Here is a 16,714-nt window from a genome sequence, read left to right as displayed (position 1 = left end):
TCGGAAATTCGGCGCATGCTGATTGGGCGGGAATTGTTTAAGGAAACTGCGTGAAACCACCCTCACCCCGACCCTCTCCCACAGGGAGAGGGGGCGACCTTAACCATAATGGAGGGTCCCCTCTCCTGGGGGAGAAGGGACAGGGTGAGGGGCAACCGCACTGCGAGCATCGCAAGGGTTAAAAGGAAAACAACATGATCATCAGCTCCACAATCAACCCACGCTCCGAGGAATTCGAAGCCAACCGCCAGCATATGCAAACGCTGGTGGACGACCTGCGGGCCAAAATCGCCCAGATCAGTCAGGGTGGCGGCGAAAAGTACCAGAAGCGCCATACCGAGCGCGGCAAGCTATTGCCCCGCGAGCGCATCAATGCTCTGCTCGACGAGGGTTCGCCCTTTCTGGAACTGTCCCAACTCGCAGCCTGGGAAGTATATGAGGATTATGTGCCGGCAGCCGGCATCATTACCGGCGTCGGCCGCGTGGCGGGTCAGGAGTGCATGATCGTTGCCAACGACGCCACGGTTAAAGGTGGCTCCTACTACCCCCTCACCGTGAAAAAACACCTGCGCGCCCAGAGTATTGCCGAGCAGAACAATCTGCCTTGTATCTATCTTGTAGATTCCGGCGGTGCCAATCTGCCCCGCCAGGACGATGTATTCCCGGATCGCGATCACTTTGGCCGCTTTTTCTTTAATCAGGCCAATATGTCCGCCAAAGGCATTCCCCAGATCGCCGTGGTGATGGGTTCCTGTACTGCCGGCGGTGCCTACATTCCGGCTATGGCCGACGAATCCATTATCGTTAAAAATCAGGGCACCATCTTCCTCGCCGGTCCACCGCTGGTAAAAGCCGCCACCGGTGAAGTCGTGACCGCCGAAGAACTGGGCGGCGCAGATGTTCACTGCAAGACCTCCGGTGTGTCTGATCACTACGCCAATAACGATCACCACGCCCTGCAACTGGCGCGCAACTCTGTTTCGCGGCTGAATCGCAAAAAACCACAACAACTGGATGTCGTGGAAGCGCAAGAACCCAAGTATCCGCCAGAAGAAATTTACGGGGTGATCCCCACCGACACTCGCAAGTCCTATGACGTGCGCGAAGTCATCGCCCGCATCGTAGATGGCTCTGATTTTGACGAGTTCAAAGCTTTGTACGGTACCACCCTCGTCTGCGGTTTTGCCCGCCTCTACGGCATACCGGTGGGCATTGTCGCCAACAATGGCATTCTGTTTTCCGAATCCGCCCAGAAAGGCGCCCACTTTGTTGAACTGTGCGCCCAGCGCAAGATTCCGCTGATTTTCTTGCAGAACATCACCGGCTTTATGGTCGGCAAGCAATACGAGACCGGCGGCATCGCCAAGCACGGCGCCAAGATGGTAACGGCTGTGGCCTGCGCACAGGTGCCTAAACTGACCGTTTTGATCGGCGGTTCATTCGGCGCCGGCAACTATGGTATGTGCGGCCGCGCCTACGACCCCCGCTTTATGTTTATGTGGCCCAACGCACGCATCTCGGTCATGGGCGGCGAACAAGCCGCCGGTGTGCTGGCACAGATCAAGCGCGACCAGCTGGAACGCGAAGGGAAAGAGTGGTCTGCCGAAGAAGAAGCCGAATTTAAAAAGCCGACGCTGGAAATGTATGAGCATCAGGGGCATCCGTATTATGCGTCTGCTCGGCTTTGGGATGATGGGGTTATTGATCCGGCGGATACCCGAAGGGTGTTGGGTTTAAGCCTGGCGGCTTCGCTGAATCGGGAGATTGAGGAGACTCGGTTTGGCGTGTTTAGGATGTGATGCTTAGGTGCTGCATGGGATTGAACGGCGAGCAAGGTTTCGCCCTGCTGGGCGACCTACTTCTTTTTGCGTGCCCAAAAAGAAGTAGGCAAGGAAAAGGGCTCCCGGTTCCGCAGTCGACCTGCGCTGCGCTCTGGTCGAGCCCCTGCCCCTTTGGAGGCGCCGAGAAGCGCAGAGCAACAACGGGCCAGAGCGAGCACTGTTCGAGTCCCGTAGCGTCGATAGACGCGGAGGTCGAGTTGCGCAGCGACCGTTGTTGATCGAGCATCGCAGGGAACCCGCAGGGCGCCGGAACAGGGGTGTCCTTTTCTTGGTTACTTCTTTGGGACAAGCAAAAGAAGTAACTCGCCCAACAGGGCGAAACAGTGGCAAAGAACTAGCACGGCAAAAAATCGAGCGAAATTATATGAGCTACCTAAAAACCAACATCGACGAAAAAGGCGTGGCGACTCTCGCCTTGGACCGCCCCGAAAAACACAACTGCTTCGACGACTCCCTGATCCTGGAAATCACCGAAGCACTAAACACACTGGCATCCAACAAAACAGTCCGCGTACTCATCCTGGCCGGCGAAGGCAAAAGCTTCTCCGCCGGCGGCGACCTGAGCTGGATGCAACGCATGGCCAACTACACCCACGAAGAAAACAAAAAAGACGCTGGCCAGCTCGCCGAAATGCTGCGCGTACTCAATGCATTCCCCAAACCCACCATCGCCAGAGTACAAGGCGCGGCCTTTGGTGGTGCGGTAGGCCTCGTCAGCTGCTGCGATATGGCCATTGGCACCGAGCGCGCAAGTTTCAGCCTGAGCGAAGTCAAAATCGGCCTGATACCAGCTACCATCAGCCCCTATGTGATTCAGGCTATGGGCGTGCGCGCCTCGCGCCGTTATTTCCAGACCGGTGAACGTTTCAACGCTGAAACCGCTCTGCAACTCGGCCTGCTGAATGAAGTGGTCGCCGAAGAAGAACTCGACAACACCATTAACGATCTGGCGACAACGCTGCTATCGAACAGCCCACAAGCACTCACACAAGCCAAGCAACTGGTGCTTGATTACGCCAACCGTGAAATTACCCCCGACCTGATAGCCGACAGTTGCACACGTATTGCCGATATTCGTGTGTCTGCCGAAGGCCAGGAAGGACTCAAAGCCTTTCTCGAAAAACGCTCACCAAACTGGGTGAAATAACCATGTTTAAAAAAATCCTTATTGCCAACCGCGGTGAAATCAGCTGCCGCATTATCAAAACCGCAAGAAAGATGGGCATTCGCACTGTGGCTGTATACAGCGACGCAGACCGCAATGCCCTGCACGCAGGCCTCGCGGACGAAGCCGTGCATATCGGCTCGGCGCCAGCCAATGAGTCCTATCTGGTGGTGGATCGCATTATCGAGGCAGCCAAGAAAACGGGCGCTGAGGCGATTCACCCCGGCTACGGCTTCTTATCGGAAAACGCAGATTTCTGTCGACGTTGCGCCAAAGAAGGCATTGTCTTTATTGGACCACCTACTGGTGCGATTGAGGCAATGGGGTCTAAATCTGCCGCCAAGCAGATTATGGAAAAAGCCGGCGTACCGCTTGTACCCGGCTACCACGGCGAAGATCAGGATGAAGCCATCCTGAAAAAAGCCGCCGACGATATGGGCTACCCTGTGCTGCTGAAAGCTGCTGCTGGCGGTGGCGGAAAAGGCATGCGTCAGGTGTGGAGCAGTGATGAATTCTCCGCAGCACTGGCGGCGGCCAAGCGAGAATCCCTGAAATCCTTCAGCGACGACAAAATGCTTGTCGAGAAATACCTGACCGGACCAAGGCACGTTGAAATTCAGGTGTTCTGCGACAGCCACGGCAATGCCGTTCACCTGTTTGAACGCGATTGCTCGGTGCAGCGCCGCCACCAAAAAGTGCTCGAAGAAGCCCCCGCTCCAGGCATGACCGAAGAGCTTCGCGCAGCAATGGGCGAGGCTGCCATTCGCGCAGCTCAGGCGATTGACTATGTCGGTGCAGGCACCGTCGAGTTTCTGTTGGACAGCGATGGTTCATTTTACTTTATGGAAATGAACACCCGCCTGCAGGTAGAACACCCGGTCACCGAAATGATCAGCGGCCAGGATCTGGTGAGCTGGCAGCTGAAAGTCGCCAACGGCGAAACCCTGCCCTGCAAGCAAGAAGAACTGTCTATTCGCGGCCACGCCTTTGAAGCTCGCGTTTATGCCGAAGACCCGGACAATAACTTCCTGCCTCAGACCGGCAAGCTGCGCTTTCTCAAAGAGCCTTCCCAAGGCGATCATGTGCGCGTGGATACCGGTGTGGTGGAAGGCGATGAGATCAGCGTGTACTACGACCCCATGATCAGCAAGCTGATTACCTGGGACGAAAACCGCGATCGCGCCCTCAAGCGTCTGCAAAGTGCCCTCGCCCAGTACAATATCGGCGGCGTGGTGACCAACCTGCCCTTTCTGTACAACCTTGCCACTCATCCGGCTTTTGAAAAAGCTGAGCTGACCACGGGGTTTATCGAGCAGCACAATGATGAGCTGTTCAAAGATAACGACACTGACCTGAACCAACTGCTGCCGCTGGCGGCCCTGTTTGTTCTTCTGGAACAGGCCCAAACGCAACGGCAAAACGCAGCCAGAAGTAGCGAGCCCGACTCCCCCTGGAACAGTCCTTTTGGCTGGCGCGCCAACCTGCCTGCATATTGCCATGTGGACGTTCGCTGGCAGGACCACGAGCACCGCGTGGACATTGAACCTGTGGGTGACCAGTTCCGTCTGAGCTTTGAAGGCCAGGCCCTGTTGGCCAGCGGTTCACTCAGTGGCCGCAAACTCAGCGCCATTATCGACGGCCATCGCCTGAGCGCCACCGTCAGCAAATTTGAGGATGACTACAACGTCTATCTTCAGGACCACGCCTTCAGCTTCACGCTGGTGAAGCCCGATACCGGCGAAATGGACGACAGTGCAGCAGGCGCCGGTTTTGCCGCGCCCATGAACGGCACCATCGTGGCCCACGGTGTGGACGCAGGCAGTGAGGTGAAAAAAGGTGCAACACTGATGATTATGGAAGCCATGAAAATGGAACATACCATCACGGCACCGGCCGATGGCAAGGTGGTGAGTTTCTTCTTCAATCCCGGCGATCTGGTTGATGGTGGGGCCCAACTGCTGGAATTTGAGGTGAGCGAATAATGTTACCGGGCAAGGTACGCGTAGTCGAAGTAGGCCCCCGCGATGGTCTACAAAATGAAAAGAATCCGCTAGAAGCGCAGGATAAAATCGAGCTGATTCACGCTTTGGCCGATGCTGGCGTCACTACCATAGAAAGTGGCAGCTTTGTGAACCCGAAATGGGTGCCACAAATGGCAAACAGTGAAGAGGTGTTTCAGGGTATTCAACGAAAAGACGGCGTCACCTACTCGGCGCTTACGCCCAACCTGAAAGGCTTTGAAAGGGCGCTCGCCGTCAGGGCTGACGAGGTTGCGGTTTTCGGCGCGGCTTCCGAAGCTTTCGCCCAGAAGAATACCAACTGCTCCATTGCCGAGAGTCTGGAGCGTTTTAAACCCGTTATGGATGCCGCCAAAGCCGCCAATATTCCGGTGCGTGGCTATATGTCCTGCGTGGTTGGCTGCCCCTATGAGGGCGACATCGCCCCGGAAAAGGTGCTGGAGGTAAGCCACGAGCTGCTGGCCATGGGCTGCTACGAAGTCTCCCTTGGAGACACTATAGGCGTAGGCACCGCCGCCAGCGTTCAGCGCTTGCTGGAAACACTGGGTAAGGAAATTCCCATGGAAAAACTGGCGGTACACTTCCATGACACCTACGGTCAGGCGCTCGCCAACATTCTCAAGTCACTTGAAATGGGCGTAGCAACCGTCGACAGCTCAGTCGCTGGTCTCGGCGGCTGCCCCTATGCCAAAGGTGCTTCCGGCAACGTAGCGACTGAAGATGTGATCTATTTACTCAATGGCCTTGGTATCGAGCACGGTATTGACCTCGACAAACTGATTAACGCTGGCAACGCCATTTCAGATCGCTTGAATCGCCCCAACAACTCCCGCGTTGCCAATGCCATCACTGCCAAGAGACAGTAAACAGCCTATGACGACACCGCTTTGGACGCCATCCACTGACCGCATTGCGAACGCCAGACTGACGGCATACCAGCACTGGCTGCAAGACAAACATCAGCTCAGCTTTGCGGATTACGCGAGTCTGCACCGCTGGTCAGTAGAAAATCCGGAATCTTTCTGGGCATCGATTTGGGATTTCTGCGGTGTCAAAGCGCAGAAAAACTGTGAACGCGTGCTTGATCACGGCGCTACCTTTCCCACCTGTGGCGAGCCCGCCGCCCAGTGGTTTCCCGGCGCCAAATTGAACTTTGCAGAGAACCTGCTGCGCCGCCGCGACGACAAAACCGCTATCGTTGGCCTGCTGGAAAACGGGCAGCGCCGCACACTGAGCTACGCCAAGCTCTATACCCAAGTAGAACAACTGGCCCATACCCTGCGCGAACAGGGCGTGCAAGCTGGTGATCGCGTCGCGGGGTTTATGCCCAATATCCCGGAAACCGTGGTTGCCATGCTCGCCACTACCAGTATTGGCGCTATCTGGTCCTCATGCTCGCCGGATTTTGGTTTTCAGGGGGTCATGGACCGTTTTGCCCAGATCCAGCCGAAAGTGCTGTTCGCCATTGACGGCTATTTTTACAATGGCAAGACGCTGGACACCCGAGAGCGGGTCGCCGAGATTGCCGCCTCACTCGAATCAATAGAGCAGGTTATCGTCACCTCGGTAACCACTGAACGCGCTGATATTTCAACTATCGACAAAGCCCAGCATTTCCGCGACGCTCTCAGCAGCAGCCCGACACCGCTGCGCTTTGAAGCCCTGCCCTTTGATCACCCGCTCTACATTATGTATTCCTCCGGTACCACCGGCACGCCAAAATGCATCGTGCATAGTGCTGGCGGCACGCTGCTGCAGCACTTAAAGGAGCACCAGCTTCATACGGATCTCGGCGCAGACGATGTCTTGTTCTACTTCACTACCTGCGGCTGGATGATGTGGAACTGGCTGGTCAGCGGCCTGGCCAGCGAGTGCACACTGGTTCTGTTTGACGGCTCGCCCTTTGCCCAGCGGGGAAAACTGTTACTGGATGCAATTGATCAGGAAGGCATCAGCGTGTTCGGCACCAGTGCGAAATTTATTGCATCGCTGGAAAAGGCCGGACACAAACCAAAGGAAACACACCAGCTCGATACCTTGAAAGCCATCCTGTCCACCGGCTCACCACTGAGCCACGAAAGCTTTGAGTACATTTACAGGGATTTCAAAGAAGACGTGTGCCTGTCCTCCATCAGCGGCGGCACCGACATTATTTCCTGCTTCGTGCTCGGCAACCCCACCCTGCCCGTTTACAAAGGCCAGATTCAATGCATCGGCCTGGGCATGGCAGTGGAGATATGGAACGACGAAGGTCAGTCTGTTACGGAAGAGAAAGGCGAATTGGTGTGTACCAAACCCTTCCCCTGCTGCCCCATTGGCTTCTGGAATGATGAGGACGGCAGTCGTTTTCACAAAGCCTATTTCGCTCAGTTCGACAACCTATGGGCCCACGGCGACTACGGCGAAATCACGCCGCAAGGTGGCATGGTGATACACGGCCGCAGCGATGCGGTACTGAATCCCGGCGGCGTGCGCATTGGTACAGCGGAGATCTATCGCCAGGTCGAGAAAGTCGACGCCGTGCTGGAATCCATTGTTATCGGCCAAAACTGGGACGACGATGTCCGGGTGGTGCTGTTCGTGGTACTGCGCGAAGGTATCGAGCTGAATGACGAGCTGGTCCAGACCATCAAATCCACCATACGCCAGAACACGACACCCCGGCATGTGCCGGCCAAGGTGTTGCAGGTTCCCGATATCCCAAGAACCATCAGCGGCAAGATTGTCGAACTGGCGGTACGCAATGTCGTGCACGGCGAGCCGGTCAAAAATACCGATGCACTGGCTAATCCCGAGGCCCTTGATTATTTCCGGAGTTTGCCTCAACTCGCCCGTTAGGTAACTCTTTCCACCATGTGGCCTGCGATCCGGCGGGCACACGGTTTGAAGTTCACCGAGGACACGTCAGCCAACCTGCGTTACCATTAACTGACATGAATTGCCGCCCCCGCAATGCAAAAACCAACCTACGCAGTGATACCCATGAAACCAGCCCTGATTTTAACCTGCAGTCTGCTCCTTTTGGCAGGCTGTAATGGCGACAGCAGCTCAAGTACTCCAGTGACAGTTACCCAGCCACCGGATTTAAAAGAAACGGCTGCAGCCAGTTGCCTGATCAATGATCCGCGCCGGCTGGTAGGTGACGGCCTCGACGCGCCTGGCCGCCTTGAAGTGGACGTAACCGCTCCACTGCAAAGCCCATCCGAGTGCGCTGACAACCAATCCTTTCAGGTCGGGGTCGGCCTGCACGATATCACCGCCACCATCGCAGACACGGCCAGTCTGGCATGGGTCAATCCGCAACAGGTGTTCAGCGCCCTGCATACTCGCGTCTACGCACGCGCTTTTGTCATCAACTCACCCTGTAATGGCAAGCGCGTCATGTTTGTTTCCCTGGACACAGGCCTGATGAGCGCCTCCCTGCGCAACGCCATACTCGCTGAAATCGCTGCCGACCCGCAACTTGCCCCTCATTACAACGCGAACAATGTCATGCTGTCGGTGACCCACACCCACTCCGACCCAGGAGTTGGGCTGGCCGGCATTGGCAACGGGCTGGCGGTCATTGCCGGCGGCACCTTCAAGGCCATTCAGAATGCACACAGCAATCTGGTGGCGAACCCGGAGTCGGCGCGTATCCGGCTTTCGGCGGGCGAGCTGTTGAACACCAATATCAACCGCTCCAAGCCCGCCTACGCACTGAACCCGGAAAGTGAGCGCGCGCTGTTTACCAACGAACGCAATGAAGAAACCCAGGTTAACAAACGCATGGTTCAGCTGGAGCTGGAGCGTGGCGGAAATCCGGTAGGATTAATAAATTGGTTTGGCGTGCACCCCACCGTTATCGGTCCCGCCGAACACTATGTCAGTGGCGACGTGAAAGGCTATGCATCGCTCGGCTTTGAGGAGCTGATGGCAACCGACTACCGTGCCGACCCGGCCGCCGGGACCTTTGTTGCCGCCTTCGCTCAGGCCGATGAAGGCGACGCCTCTCCTAACATTGACATTGAAGAATTCCCCTACCCGAGCCCCTTCCGCGGTGGCGGCGAAAATGACCTGGATGCCAACGCCATTTCCGGCATAAAACAACTGGCACGCGCAATAGAACTGTTCGGCAGCGGCGACTTTATTGAAGGGCCGGTAGACTTTCGATTCGCGCAAATACCGATCACAACCATTACGGTGGACGACCCAACGGTTCTGAACAGTCTCAAGCACCCGTCTGAACTTGACTCACCGGACAAACGCACCTGCGACGGTATTCTTGGCGCGTCCTTTGGCGCCGGCGCCGAAGATGGTCCCGGCCCCACCAAAGAAGGCCTAAAATGCAGTGACAGCCCTGATGTTCTAAATGCGGCGCTGGAGGATATCGCCACCCTGACGGGTACACGACTTGAGGGCTTCCCCGGCGGCTGGCCCAAGGAAACCATCCCCGGCCAGGTGCTATCCGCCGCGGTGATGTGCAACGCACAGCAATTACCCCCGGAAATCGGAGACTTTTCCTGTCAGGCAGAAAAACCCGTTCTGCTGCCGCGCGGGGGCAGCGTATTGCCTTTCCAGTTGTTTCGTATCGGTAATTTCGCCCTGCTCGGCCTGCCCTGGGAAGTGACCACCATGGCCGCGCGTCGCATCCGTTCGCTGCTATTAGAAGAGCTCGCCGCTGAGGGAATCGACAACCTCGTCATCGCCGGGCTGGTGAATGATTATGTGCACTATCTGACCACCCGGGAAGAATACGCCTCGCAACAGTATGAAGGCGCTTCGACCCTCTATGGCCCCTGGACGCAGGCGGCGGTTGCGCAGGAATCCCTGCGTATGGCGCGGGCTCTTGTTGCGGGCAAAGCTCAGGCCTCGCCCCCGGCTCCGGGCGCACGCCCAAATCTGGAACTGGTTGCCGGCCCGATGGAATCACCCCATCCCTCCGGTGAGCCGGGAACCTTCGCGCTGCAACCACCCGGCGTAACAAAAGCCGGCGATACCCTTCAGGCAGAAGTTGTTGTCGGCCACCCCGGCAATGACCTTCGAATCCAGCAGAGTTATGTCACTGTCGAACGCCAGCAGACCGATGGCAATTGGGCCGTCCATGTCGAAGACCGATCCCCCGAGCTGATTTACGAATGGCAAGCTCTGGTTCAGCCCCCCGTGGCGCAGGAACGTCCTCAAGTCAGCAGCGGCGGCACCGCACTGGTGTCCTGGGCCATCCCGCGCAATACACCGGCCGGGAATTATCGATTGCGCATAAACGGTGCTTCGCGCGGCATGTTTGCACAGGAGGCCAGCCCCTACGAAGCCATTAGCGATATCTTTGTGATATCCGGGCCAATTGCCGATTGCCCCTGAAACCGGCGTAGTCGCAAAGGCTATCGGCAAAGGGAAACGCGCGCGCCGTGAAAACTGCGCGCAGCCACTCACACTATCAGGCGGCGGCGCTGTGCTATCATCCGGCCAAAACGGGTCAGGATAGTCTGTGTCAGAAGAGTCTTTCAGGGTTGCCATTGTCGCCCAGGAATACCCACCGCCGGTCATTCAACGCCTTGCGGGGCTGCTGAACAGCTCGCCGCACAAGCTCGCTGCGCGACTGCAAAACAATGATCTGGTAGTGAAAAAGGATGTAGACGAAAGCACTGCCCAGCAATACGCCGCAATTATCTACGCAAAAACCGGGGCAGAAGCCGTCGTCCTGGGAGGCCCGGACCTGAGTACCCTGTCAGCCGATAAGCCCAAAGCAACCAAAGCTGAAGAGCCATCTACCTTGAGAAAACCAACGCACACTCTGCTGCTCGCAGCCGGTCTTGGCCTGGTGCTGCTATTGCTTGCGCTGACCTTTTTATTGCTGCGCCCAGGCCCGGAGTCAGCGCTGATCAACGCGCAAGCTGCATTGCAGGAGGGCTCTGTCGAACAGCTGGATGCGGCGGTCGATCTCACGGCTCTGGCGAGTGAACTTTACCCCATCCTCAAAGCCTTGCCCGCCACCGAGGACACAGTGCGAGGGCGCGATCAGGCCGCGTGGCTTGCAGAAGAAACCAATGCCATTCGCTCGGCGCTCGCGACAAACACACTGCCCGTAGACAGTACCAGCCACGTGGTTTTGGGCATGCTGGGATGGCCCTCGCCGGGCACTCTGTCGGCCACAACTACTCAAGACGGCGGCCACGCCAGCGCGCAGGTGCCGATAAGCCGCGAGGACCTTGAAAAAAGCTACGTGCTGCACTTGGCGCTGGCCAAAACCGACGACGGCTGGCGTATACAAGGCTGGCAGAACGCAGAGAGCGTACTGCAGGAAATTTTCCGAGATGAACAGATTAAGCTGGCCACGGAAAACCAGGCTATTGAGCAGGAGCTGGCCTCAGTGCTGGGTAATTTCCGCTATGAGGAAAGCATTGCCGGTGTACACCGCTTCAGCCTGGGGCAGCTTCTTATCGAAGCGAAGCTGGCGAACCAGAACGTCCAGAGTCTCCGCGCCTTTAGCGGCGAACTCTATGTCTTCGGCGTGAGTAGCCGTCGCGTTTACGCCAGCAAGGATTTCACCTGGCAGGCTGATGAACGCCTGCTGCCACCGGGCGGCAGTGCCAGCGTGGAGGTTTTCTTCAGCCTGGACAGCGGCCACCCGGAACTGCTTGCTGCGCTGGAAAACAAAACCGAGAAACTGGAAGTCGGTTATCGCATCCGGTCCGCTACCTTCCGTGACGACACAGAGCTTCGCAGGCACAGCAGCTATCCGAGGCTGGCACGCACACAACCGAGTACGCCGTAGTCGTACTCGCCATCGAACAATTCAAATACCGGTTTGAGTGAAGGACCATCCTGCATCGCCATGGCGTTGCGCAGGCTTTCCAGCTCTTTGGCTTCCATCGACAGCACGTCTTCCAGCTCCAGCTCGCCACGGGCAATACCCTGCGCCAGATGCCGGTATACCGTACCAATCGTCAGATCGCGACGATGCGCTATTTCCAGCGGACTCAAGCCTTCGCAGCTAAGGACAATCGTTTCTTCAACGGTATTGCTCACCGCCGGCGCCTCAGCAAACTCTGCGATCACGCCCAGAAATCCTTCGCCGTAGGCGTCCAGCTTTCTAGCTCCGACACCGCTGATTCGGCCCAGCTGCTCCAGCGTCTGGGGCGCGCGGTCAACCATCTCGGCCAGGGTGGCGTCGTGAAAAATCATATAAGCCGGTATGTCTTGTTCGTCAGCCAGAGTTTTGCGGTGGGCGCGCAGCGCATCCCACAACTTGCTGTTCTCGCCAGCATACGTAGAGGAGGCTTTTCGGCTGCGCTGCTTCTCCGGTTTCGGCATTTTGCGCAGGGTCAGGCTTTGCTCGCCACGCAGAACCGGGCGCGCCGCATCGGTCAGAAATACACTGCCGTGTCCTTCGTAATCCACGCCCAGCAAACCCACCGCCATCAGCTGCCGGAATAGCGTGCGCCACTCCCCCTGGCTCAGCTCACTGCCGATACCATAAGTTGATAGTTTGTCGTGACCAAAGCGCTGTATGCGCTCAAACACCTGCCCACTGTCCGCGCCCCGCAACACATCGATCACATAGTTCACACCAAAACGCTGGCCCGTGCGATAGACACAGGACAACGCTTTCTGCGCGGCCACAGTGGCATCCCAGGTTTGCGGCGGCGTTATACAGTTGTCGCAATTACCACAGGGCTGGTCCAGCGCTTCATCAAAGTAACGCAGCAGTACCTGCCGGCGGCAGGCGTGGGTTTCACACAAGCCCAGCATGGCATCGAGCTTGTGCCGCTCTACCCGCTTGCGGCTTTCCTCTGCGACGCTCTGCTCCTGCATCTGCCGCAGGGTAATCACATCCTGCAGACCATAGGCCATCCAGGCATCACTGGACAGACCATCGCGACCAGCTCGACCTGTCTCCTGATAATAGGCTTCAATACTTTTCGGCAGATTCAGGTGTGCTACGAAACGCACATCCGGCTTGTCGATACCCATACCGAAGGCGATGGTAGCCACTATAATCACACCGTCCTCGCGCAGAAAACGCTCCTGATTCTGCTGGCGAAGCTCAGTACTGAGACCGGCGTGATAAGGCAACGCGGTAAAACCCTGTTTGGACAGCCACTCAGCCGTGTCATCCACCCGCTTGCGCGACAGGCAGTAAACGATGCCTGCCTCGCCCTCGTGGTTATTCAGAATAAAGCGTTTGAGCTGATCCCGGGCATTCCCCTGATTCTCACTGATGTGATAGCGAATATTCGGTCGGTCGAAGCCGCCGTTAAAGATCTCTGCATCCTGCAGGTTCAGCCGCTCTATAATTTCGCGACGGGTGGGCAAATCAGCGGTAGCCGTCAGCGCAATCCGTGGCACCGACGGGAATCGCTCATGCAGAATGGAAAGCTGCTGGTATTCGGGCCGGAAGTCATGCCCCCATTGGGATACACAGTGGGCCTCGTCGATCGCAAACAGGGAGATGTTTGTCTGCCCCATCAGGTCCAGCATGCGCGCTGTAACCAGCCGCTCCGGGGCGACATAGATCAGATCGAGGTCGCCCTGCCGAAACAGGGATTCGACTCGAAAAGCCTCGTCTGCAGCCAGCGATGAATTGAGGTATTCCGCCCGAACCCCGTTTTGCTGTAAAGCCTGCACTTGGTCGCGCATCAGCGCGATCAGCGGTGACACCACCACCGCCGTGCCCTCGCGTACCAAAGCAGGCACCTGATAGCACAACGACTTACCGCCACCCGTAGGCATCAGCACCAGGGCGTCACCACCGCCAATCACCTGATCGACGATAGCCTGCTGCTGGTGGCGAAACTGCTCGTAACCGAAAACGCTGCGCAGCACTTCCTGTGCCGGGCTGGACGCGTTTTTAGAAGAAAACAACATGGTTCATCCCTGGAGAAAAGCCGCTATTGTCGCGAATTCGTGAGCTAAAGAAAACGTCAGGGAGGCGGCTGGGCCGCGTCTGCCCGATCGACGGGCATAAAAAAAGGCAAACCCTTACGGGCCTGCCTTTTTCGAAGAACCTGGTCGGCGATTAAACGGCGACGATGTTCTCAGCTTGAGGACCTTTCTGGCCTTGAGTCACAGTGAACTCAACAGCCTGGCCTTCAACCAGTGTTTTAAAGCCTGAACCGCTGATTGCGCTGAAGTGTGCGAACACATCAGGGCCGCCTTGCTGCTCAAGAAAGCCGAAGCCTTTAGTTTCGTTGAACCATTTAACAGTACCGGTAACTCGTGACATAACAATCATTCCTGTAGGAAATTAGATCAAAGCGCCCGTAAACCAATTAGTGGCTTAACAGGCAGTAGTAGCGGGAAATACTAGGCTGAGATTTAGAAACTACAGGACGAAGAACTGCTAAGGTGCGACGAAACTGGTGTTCAAAAATTAGTCTTTCTTTCTAGCTGAAACGCACAATATCCCGCCCCCAAAAAGAAGTCAAACACTTTTATCATTTAATCTCAGGGGCCTGCCGTTATCCGCCGCAAAAAATCCAAATCGCTGGCGGCCTACGTACTTTCGCCTATAAATCAAACAGGTAAACTGCTGAGGGAGGGTTTGAGCGAATCCTCCCGCCACTAAAAGGATCCAGCAATGCGCATTCTGGTTACCGGTGCCACCGGTTTTGTCGGCTCTCACACTGCCCTGGCGCTTCGGGCAGCAGGGCATCAGGTTCGGCTGCTGATTCGCTCCCCCGTTAAGCTTGAGCGGGTGCTGGCCCTGCACGGACTTTCGCTGAAGGAGACCTTTGACAACATTGTGACGGGCGATGTAACCGACGCACAGACCGTCAGAAAGGCACTTGAAGACTGCGACGGCGTGGTTCACACCGCTGCCTTTGTTTCTACCCACAAAAAAGACGCGGACAAGGTAATCAGCACCAATGTGGGCGGCACCCGCAACGTGATCGGCCAAGGCTGTGAGCTGGGGTTGAAGCATCTGATCCACATCTCCAGTGTTGCGGCGCTTTACGATCCGAGCCTGCCCGTACTCACCGGGGACGAGCCTCCGGCTGATTCTGACTCGGCCTATGGGCACTCCAAGGCCGCTTGCGAACACTACGTTCGGGAGCTGCAGGAACAAGGCTACCCGGTCAGCATTGTCTACCCGGCCAGTATCATCGGCCCTCACGATCCGGGCCTGTCAGAACCCATGAACGCCCTGCGGATTTTTGCGGCGCGGATGGGTGTTGTGACCAGCCGGGGCAACCAGTTTATCGATGTGCGCGATATCGCCGACGCCTGTGTTGCCATCATTGAAAAGCTCGACGGCCCCGAGCGCATTCCCCTCGGCGGTCACTATTATCCCTGGAAGTCATTGATCGACACACTCTACGATCTGACCGGACGCCGCGTCCCCTACGCACCGATTCCAGGGCCGCTGTTGCGCATGATGGGGAAGCTGGGAGATTACGTTATCGGGTTTACCGGCGTGGATATTCCCTTTACCTCAGAAGGTATGCAGTACGCCACCCGCTGGGTATGCACCGACGACAGCAAGTTTGAAAACCTGCTTGGACTGAACTTCCGCGACCACCGGGAAACCCTTGCCGACAGCCTGCATTCGCTCTATAAGGCCGGGCATATTCAGCGTAAGCATTTGGGCAGGCTTGCCGACAGGCTGTAACATTATCGCCTGACCAGCCAGCACTTATTTCACACAGACATACACTGTATTGGTCGACTCCCGGTTCTGCAGCGGGTTGTAGAATTTGATTACATGCGACTCGACCGATGGGAAAACCTCCGCCAACAGGGCTTCAAAGGGCGCCTCGGGCAGGTTCTGGGACCACATGGCAAACACGCCCCTATCTTTCAGCTGCTCAGCCATCAAGCCCAGATTAACCGGAGTATAGAAGCCGGCATTGGCAGCATTCAGAAACTCTGTCGGCGAGTGATCAATATCCAGCAAAATCGCGTCAAACTTTCTGCCGGGCTTGTCCGGATCAAAGCCTGTCGCCGGATCGGTGGCCAGATCAAAAAAACTGCCCAGTACGTATCGATTGCGCGGATCTGCATTGAGCATTTTGCCGAGCGGCACCTGCTCACTCTTGTGCCAGTGAATGACCGTATCAATGGCATCCACCACCAAAAGCTCGGCAATGCGCTGGTCTTTCAGTGCCGCCACTGCGGTGTAACCCAGCCCCAAGCCGCCGACAACCACATCCAGCCTGTCGCCTTCGGTCGCCGCCAAACCCAATGTGGCCAGCGCTTCTTCTGCCTCCACAAACATGCTCGACATCAGGAACTCTTCGCCGAGCTTTACCTCGTAAATATCTCGATCACCAAAGGCCGGAATGCGGCGACGCCGCAGAGAGATTTCACCCAGCGGTGAGGATTGGCTGTCGATTTCTTCAAATAACAGGGACATGGATTAGCGTCCGGTAGCGGTTCATTGGAGGGCTGAGATAGTACGTTACTGGGTATCAGGGCGAAAGCAGCTCAAAAGCCCTCTCTGAGCCAGCCAGCAGGGTAAGTTCACGGGTAGCCGGCGCCGCACAGGGTTGTGCGCCCATACGGCGGCCGACGCTAGCCGCTGCCGGCGTAAAATAAACGACGAAGTCGCAATGCAGTGCACCGGACTCATGCCGGACAAACGCAGCCATCTCAGCATCGCCTGTTGCGCTGTAGGCCGAACCAATCGCCGCCGCAATGCAATCCCGCTGATCACCGGCCAGCAGCGTATCGCCCAGATTCAGCTTGCGCCAGCCGTTCAAGCGATAACC

At 56.9% G+C, this 16,714-nt stretch carries 12 protein-coding genes; 8 read left to right on the top strand and 4 right to left on the bottom strand.

Features of this window, described 5'->3' with window-relative positions:
- Nucleotides 1-194 precede the first annotated feature (194 nt).
- The 7 genes from ABY734_RS14515 to ABY734_RS14485 all read left to right on the top strand — a co-directional run bounded on the left by ABY734_RS14515 (nt 195) and on the right by ABY734_RS14485 (nt 11,778).
- A complete protein-coding gene (locus tag ABY734_RS14515) occupies nt 195-1,799 on the top strand; it encodes a carboxyl transferase domain-containing protein (RefSeq protein ID WP_372780030.1) in 1,605 nt (534 codons plus the stop codon).
- A 406-nt stretch (nt 1,800-2,205) separates the two neighbouring features.
- Complete coding sequence (locus ABY734_RS14510) at nt 2,206-2,988, top strand: enoyl-CoA hydratase/isomerase family protein (protein WP_372780029.1); 783 nt, start codon at nt 2,206-2,208, stop codon at nt 2,986-2,988.
- A gap of 2 nt (nt 2,989-2,990) precedes the next feature.
- Nucleotides 2,991-4,988 carry an acetyl-CoA carboxylase biotin carboxylase subunit gene (locus ABY734_RS14505; protein ID WP_372780028.1) on the top strand — a complete coding sequence of 666 codons (1,998 nt, stop codon included), beginning with the start codon at nt 2,991-2,993 and terminating at the stop codon, nt 4,986-4,988.
- Nucleotides 4,988-5,890: a hydroxymethylglutaryl-CoA lyase gene (locus ABY734_RS14500; protein WP_372780027.1), complete on the top strand. Its 903-nt coding sequence runs from the start codon at nt 4,988-4,990 to the stop codon at nt 5,888-5,890. Before ABY734_RS14505 ends, ABY734_RS14500 begins: the two co-directional genes overlap by 1 nt.
- 7 nt (nt 5,891-5,897) lie before the next feature.
- Entirely contained in the window at nt 5,898-7,862 is a 1,965-nt protein-coding gene (locus tag ABY734_RS14495) for an acetoacetate--CoA ligase (protein WP_372780026.1), read from the top strand.
- 222 nt (nt 7,863-8,084) lie between these two features.
- Nucleotides 8,085-10,364 (top strand): neutral/alkaline non-lysosomal ceramidase N-terminal domain-containing protein, encoded by a 2,280-nt coding sequence (locus tag ABY734_RS14490; RefSeq protein ID WP_372780025.1) that lies wholly within the window; start codon nt 8,085-8,087, stop codon nt 10,362-10,364.
- A gap of 127 nt (nt 10,365-10,491) precedes the next feature.
- Nucleotides 10,492-11,778: a hypothetical protein gene (locus ABY734_RS14485; protein WP_372780024.1), complete on the top strand. Its 1,287-nt coding sequence runs from the start codon at nt 10,492-10,494 to the stop codon at nt 11,776-11,778.
- Here ABY734_RS14485 and recQ read toward each other — a convergent pair.
- Both recQ and ABY734_RS14475 read right to left on the bottom strand, forming a co-directional pair.
- Nucleotides 11,739-13,871, bottom strand: coding sequence for a DNA helicase RecQ (gene recQ, locus ABY734_RS14480; RefSeq protein ID WP_372780023.1), 2,133 nt, complete (start codon nt 13,869-13,871; stop codon nt 11,739-11,741). The two genes, ABY734_RS14485 and recQ, sit on opposite strands and share 40 nt — an antisense overlap.
- 151 nt (nt 13,872-14,022) lie before the next feature.
- On the bottom strand, nt 14,023-14,229 hold the full coding sequence (locus ABY734_RS14475) for a cold-shock protein (RefSeq protein ID WP_372780022.1): 207 nt from the start codon (nt 14,227-14,229) through the stop codon (nt 14,023-14,025).
- A 354-nt stretch (nt 14,230-14,583) separates the two neighbouring features.
- On the opposite strand from ABY734_RS14475, the gene ABY734_RS14470 reads away from it, so the two are divergent.
- A complete protein-coding gene (locus ABY734_RS14470; RefSeq protein WP_372780021.1) occupies nt 14,584-15,615 on the top strand; it encodes an SDR family NAD(P)-dependent oxidoreductase in 1,032 nt (343 codons plus the stop codon).
- Nucleotides 15,616-15,639: 24 nt separating this feature from the next.
- Here the strand turns inward: ABY734_RS14470 and ABY734_RS14465 are convergent, their stop codons facing one another.
- Both ABY734_RS14465 and ABY734_RS14460 read right to left on the bottom strand, forming a co-directional pair.
- The gene (locus tag ABY734_RS14465; protein WP_372780020.1) at nt 15,640-16,359 is read right to left on the bottom strand and encodes a spermidine synthase; all 720 of its coding nucleotides are present in this window, start codon (nt 16,357-16,359) and stop codon (nt 15,640-15,642) included.
- 55 nt (nt 16,360-16,414) lie between these two features.
- Entirely contained in the window at nt 16,415-16,705 is a 291-nt protein-coding gene (locus ABY734_RS14460; RefSeq protein ID WP_372780019.1) for a hypothetical protein, read from the bottom strand.
- Between the last annotated feature and the right edge of the window lie 9 nt (nt 16,706-16,714).

This window comes from Litorivivens sp., assembly GCF_041624475.1.
GTDB lineage: Bacteria > Pseudomonadota > Gammaproteobacteria > Pseudomonadales > Spongiibacteraceae > Litorivivens.
This window is presented reverse-complemented; position numbering and strand designations above follow the sequence as displayed.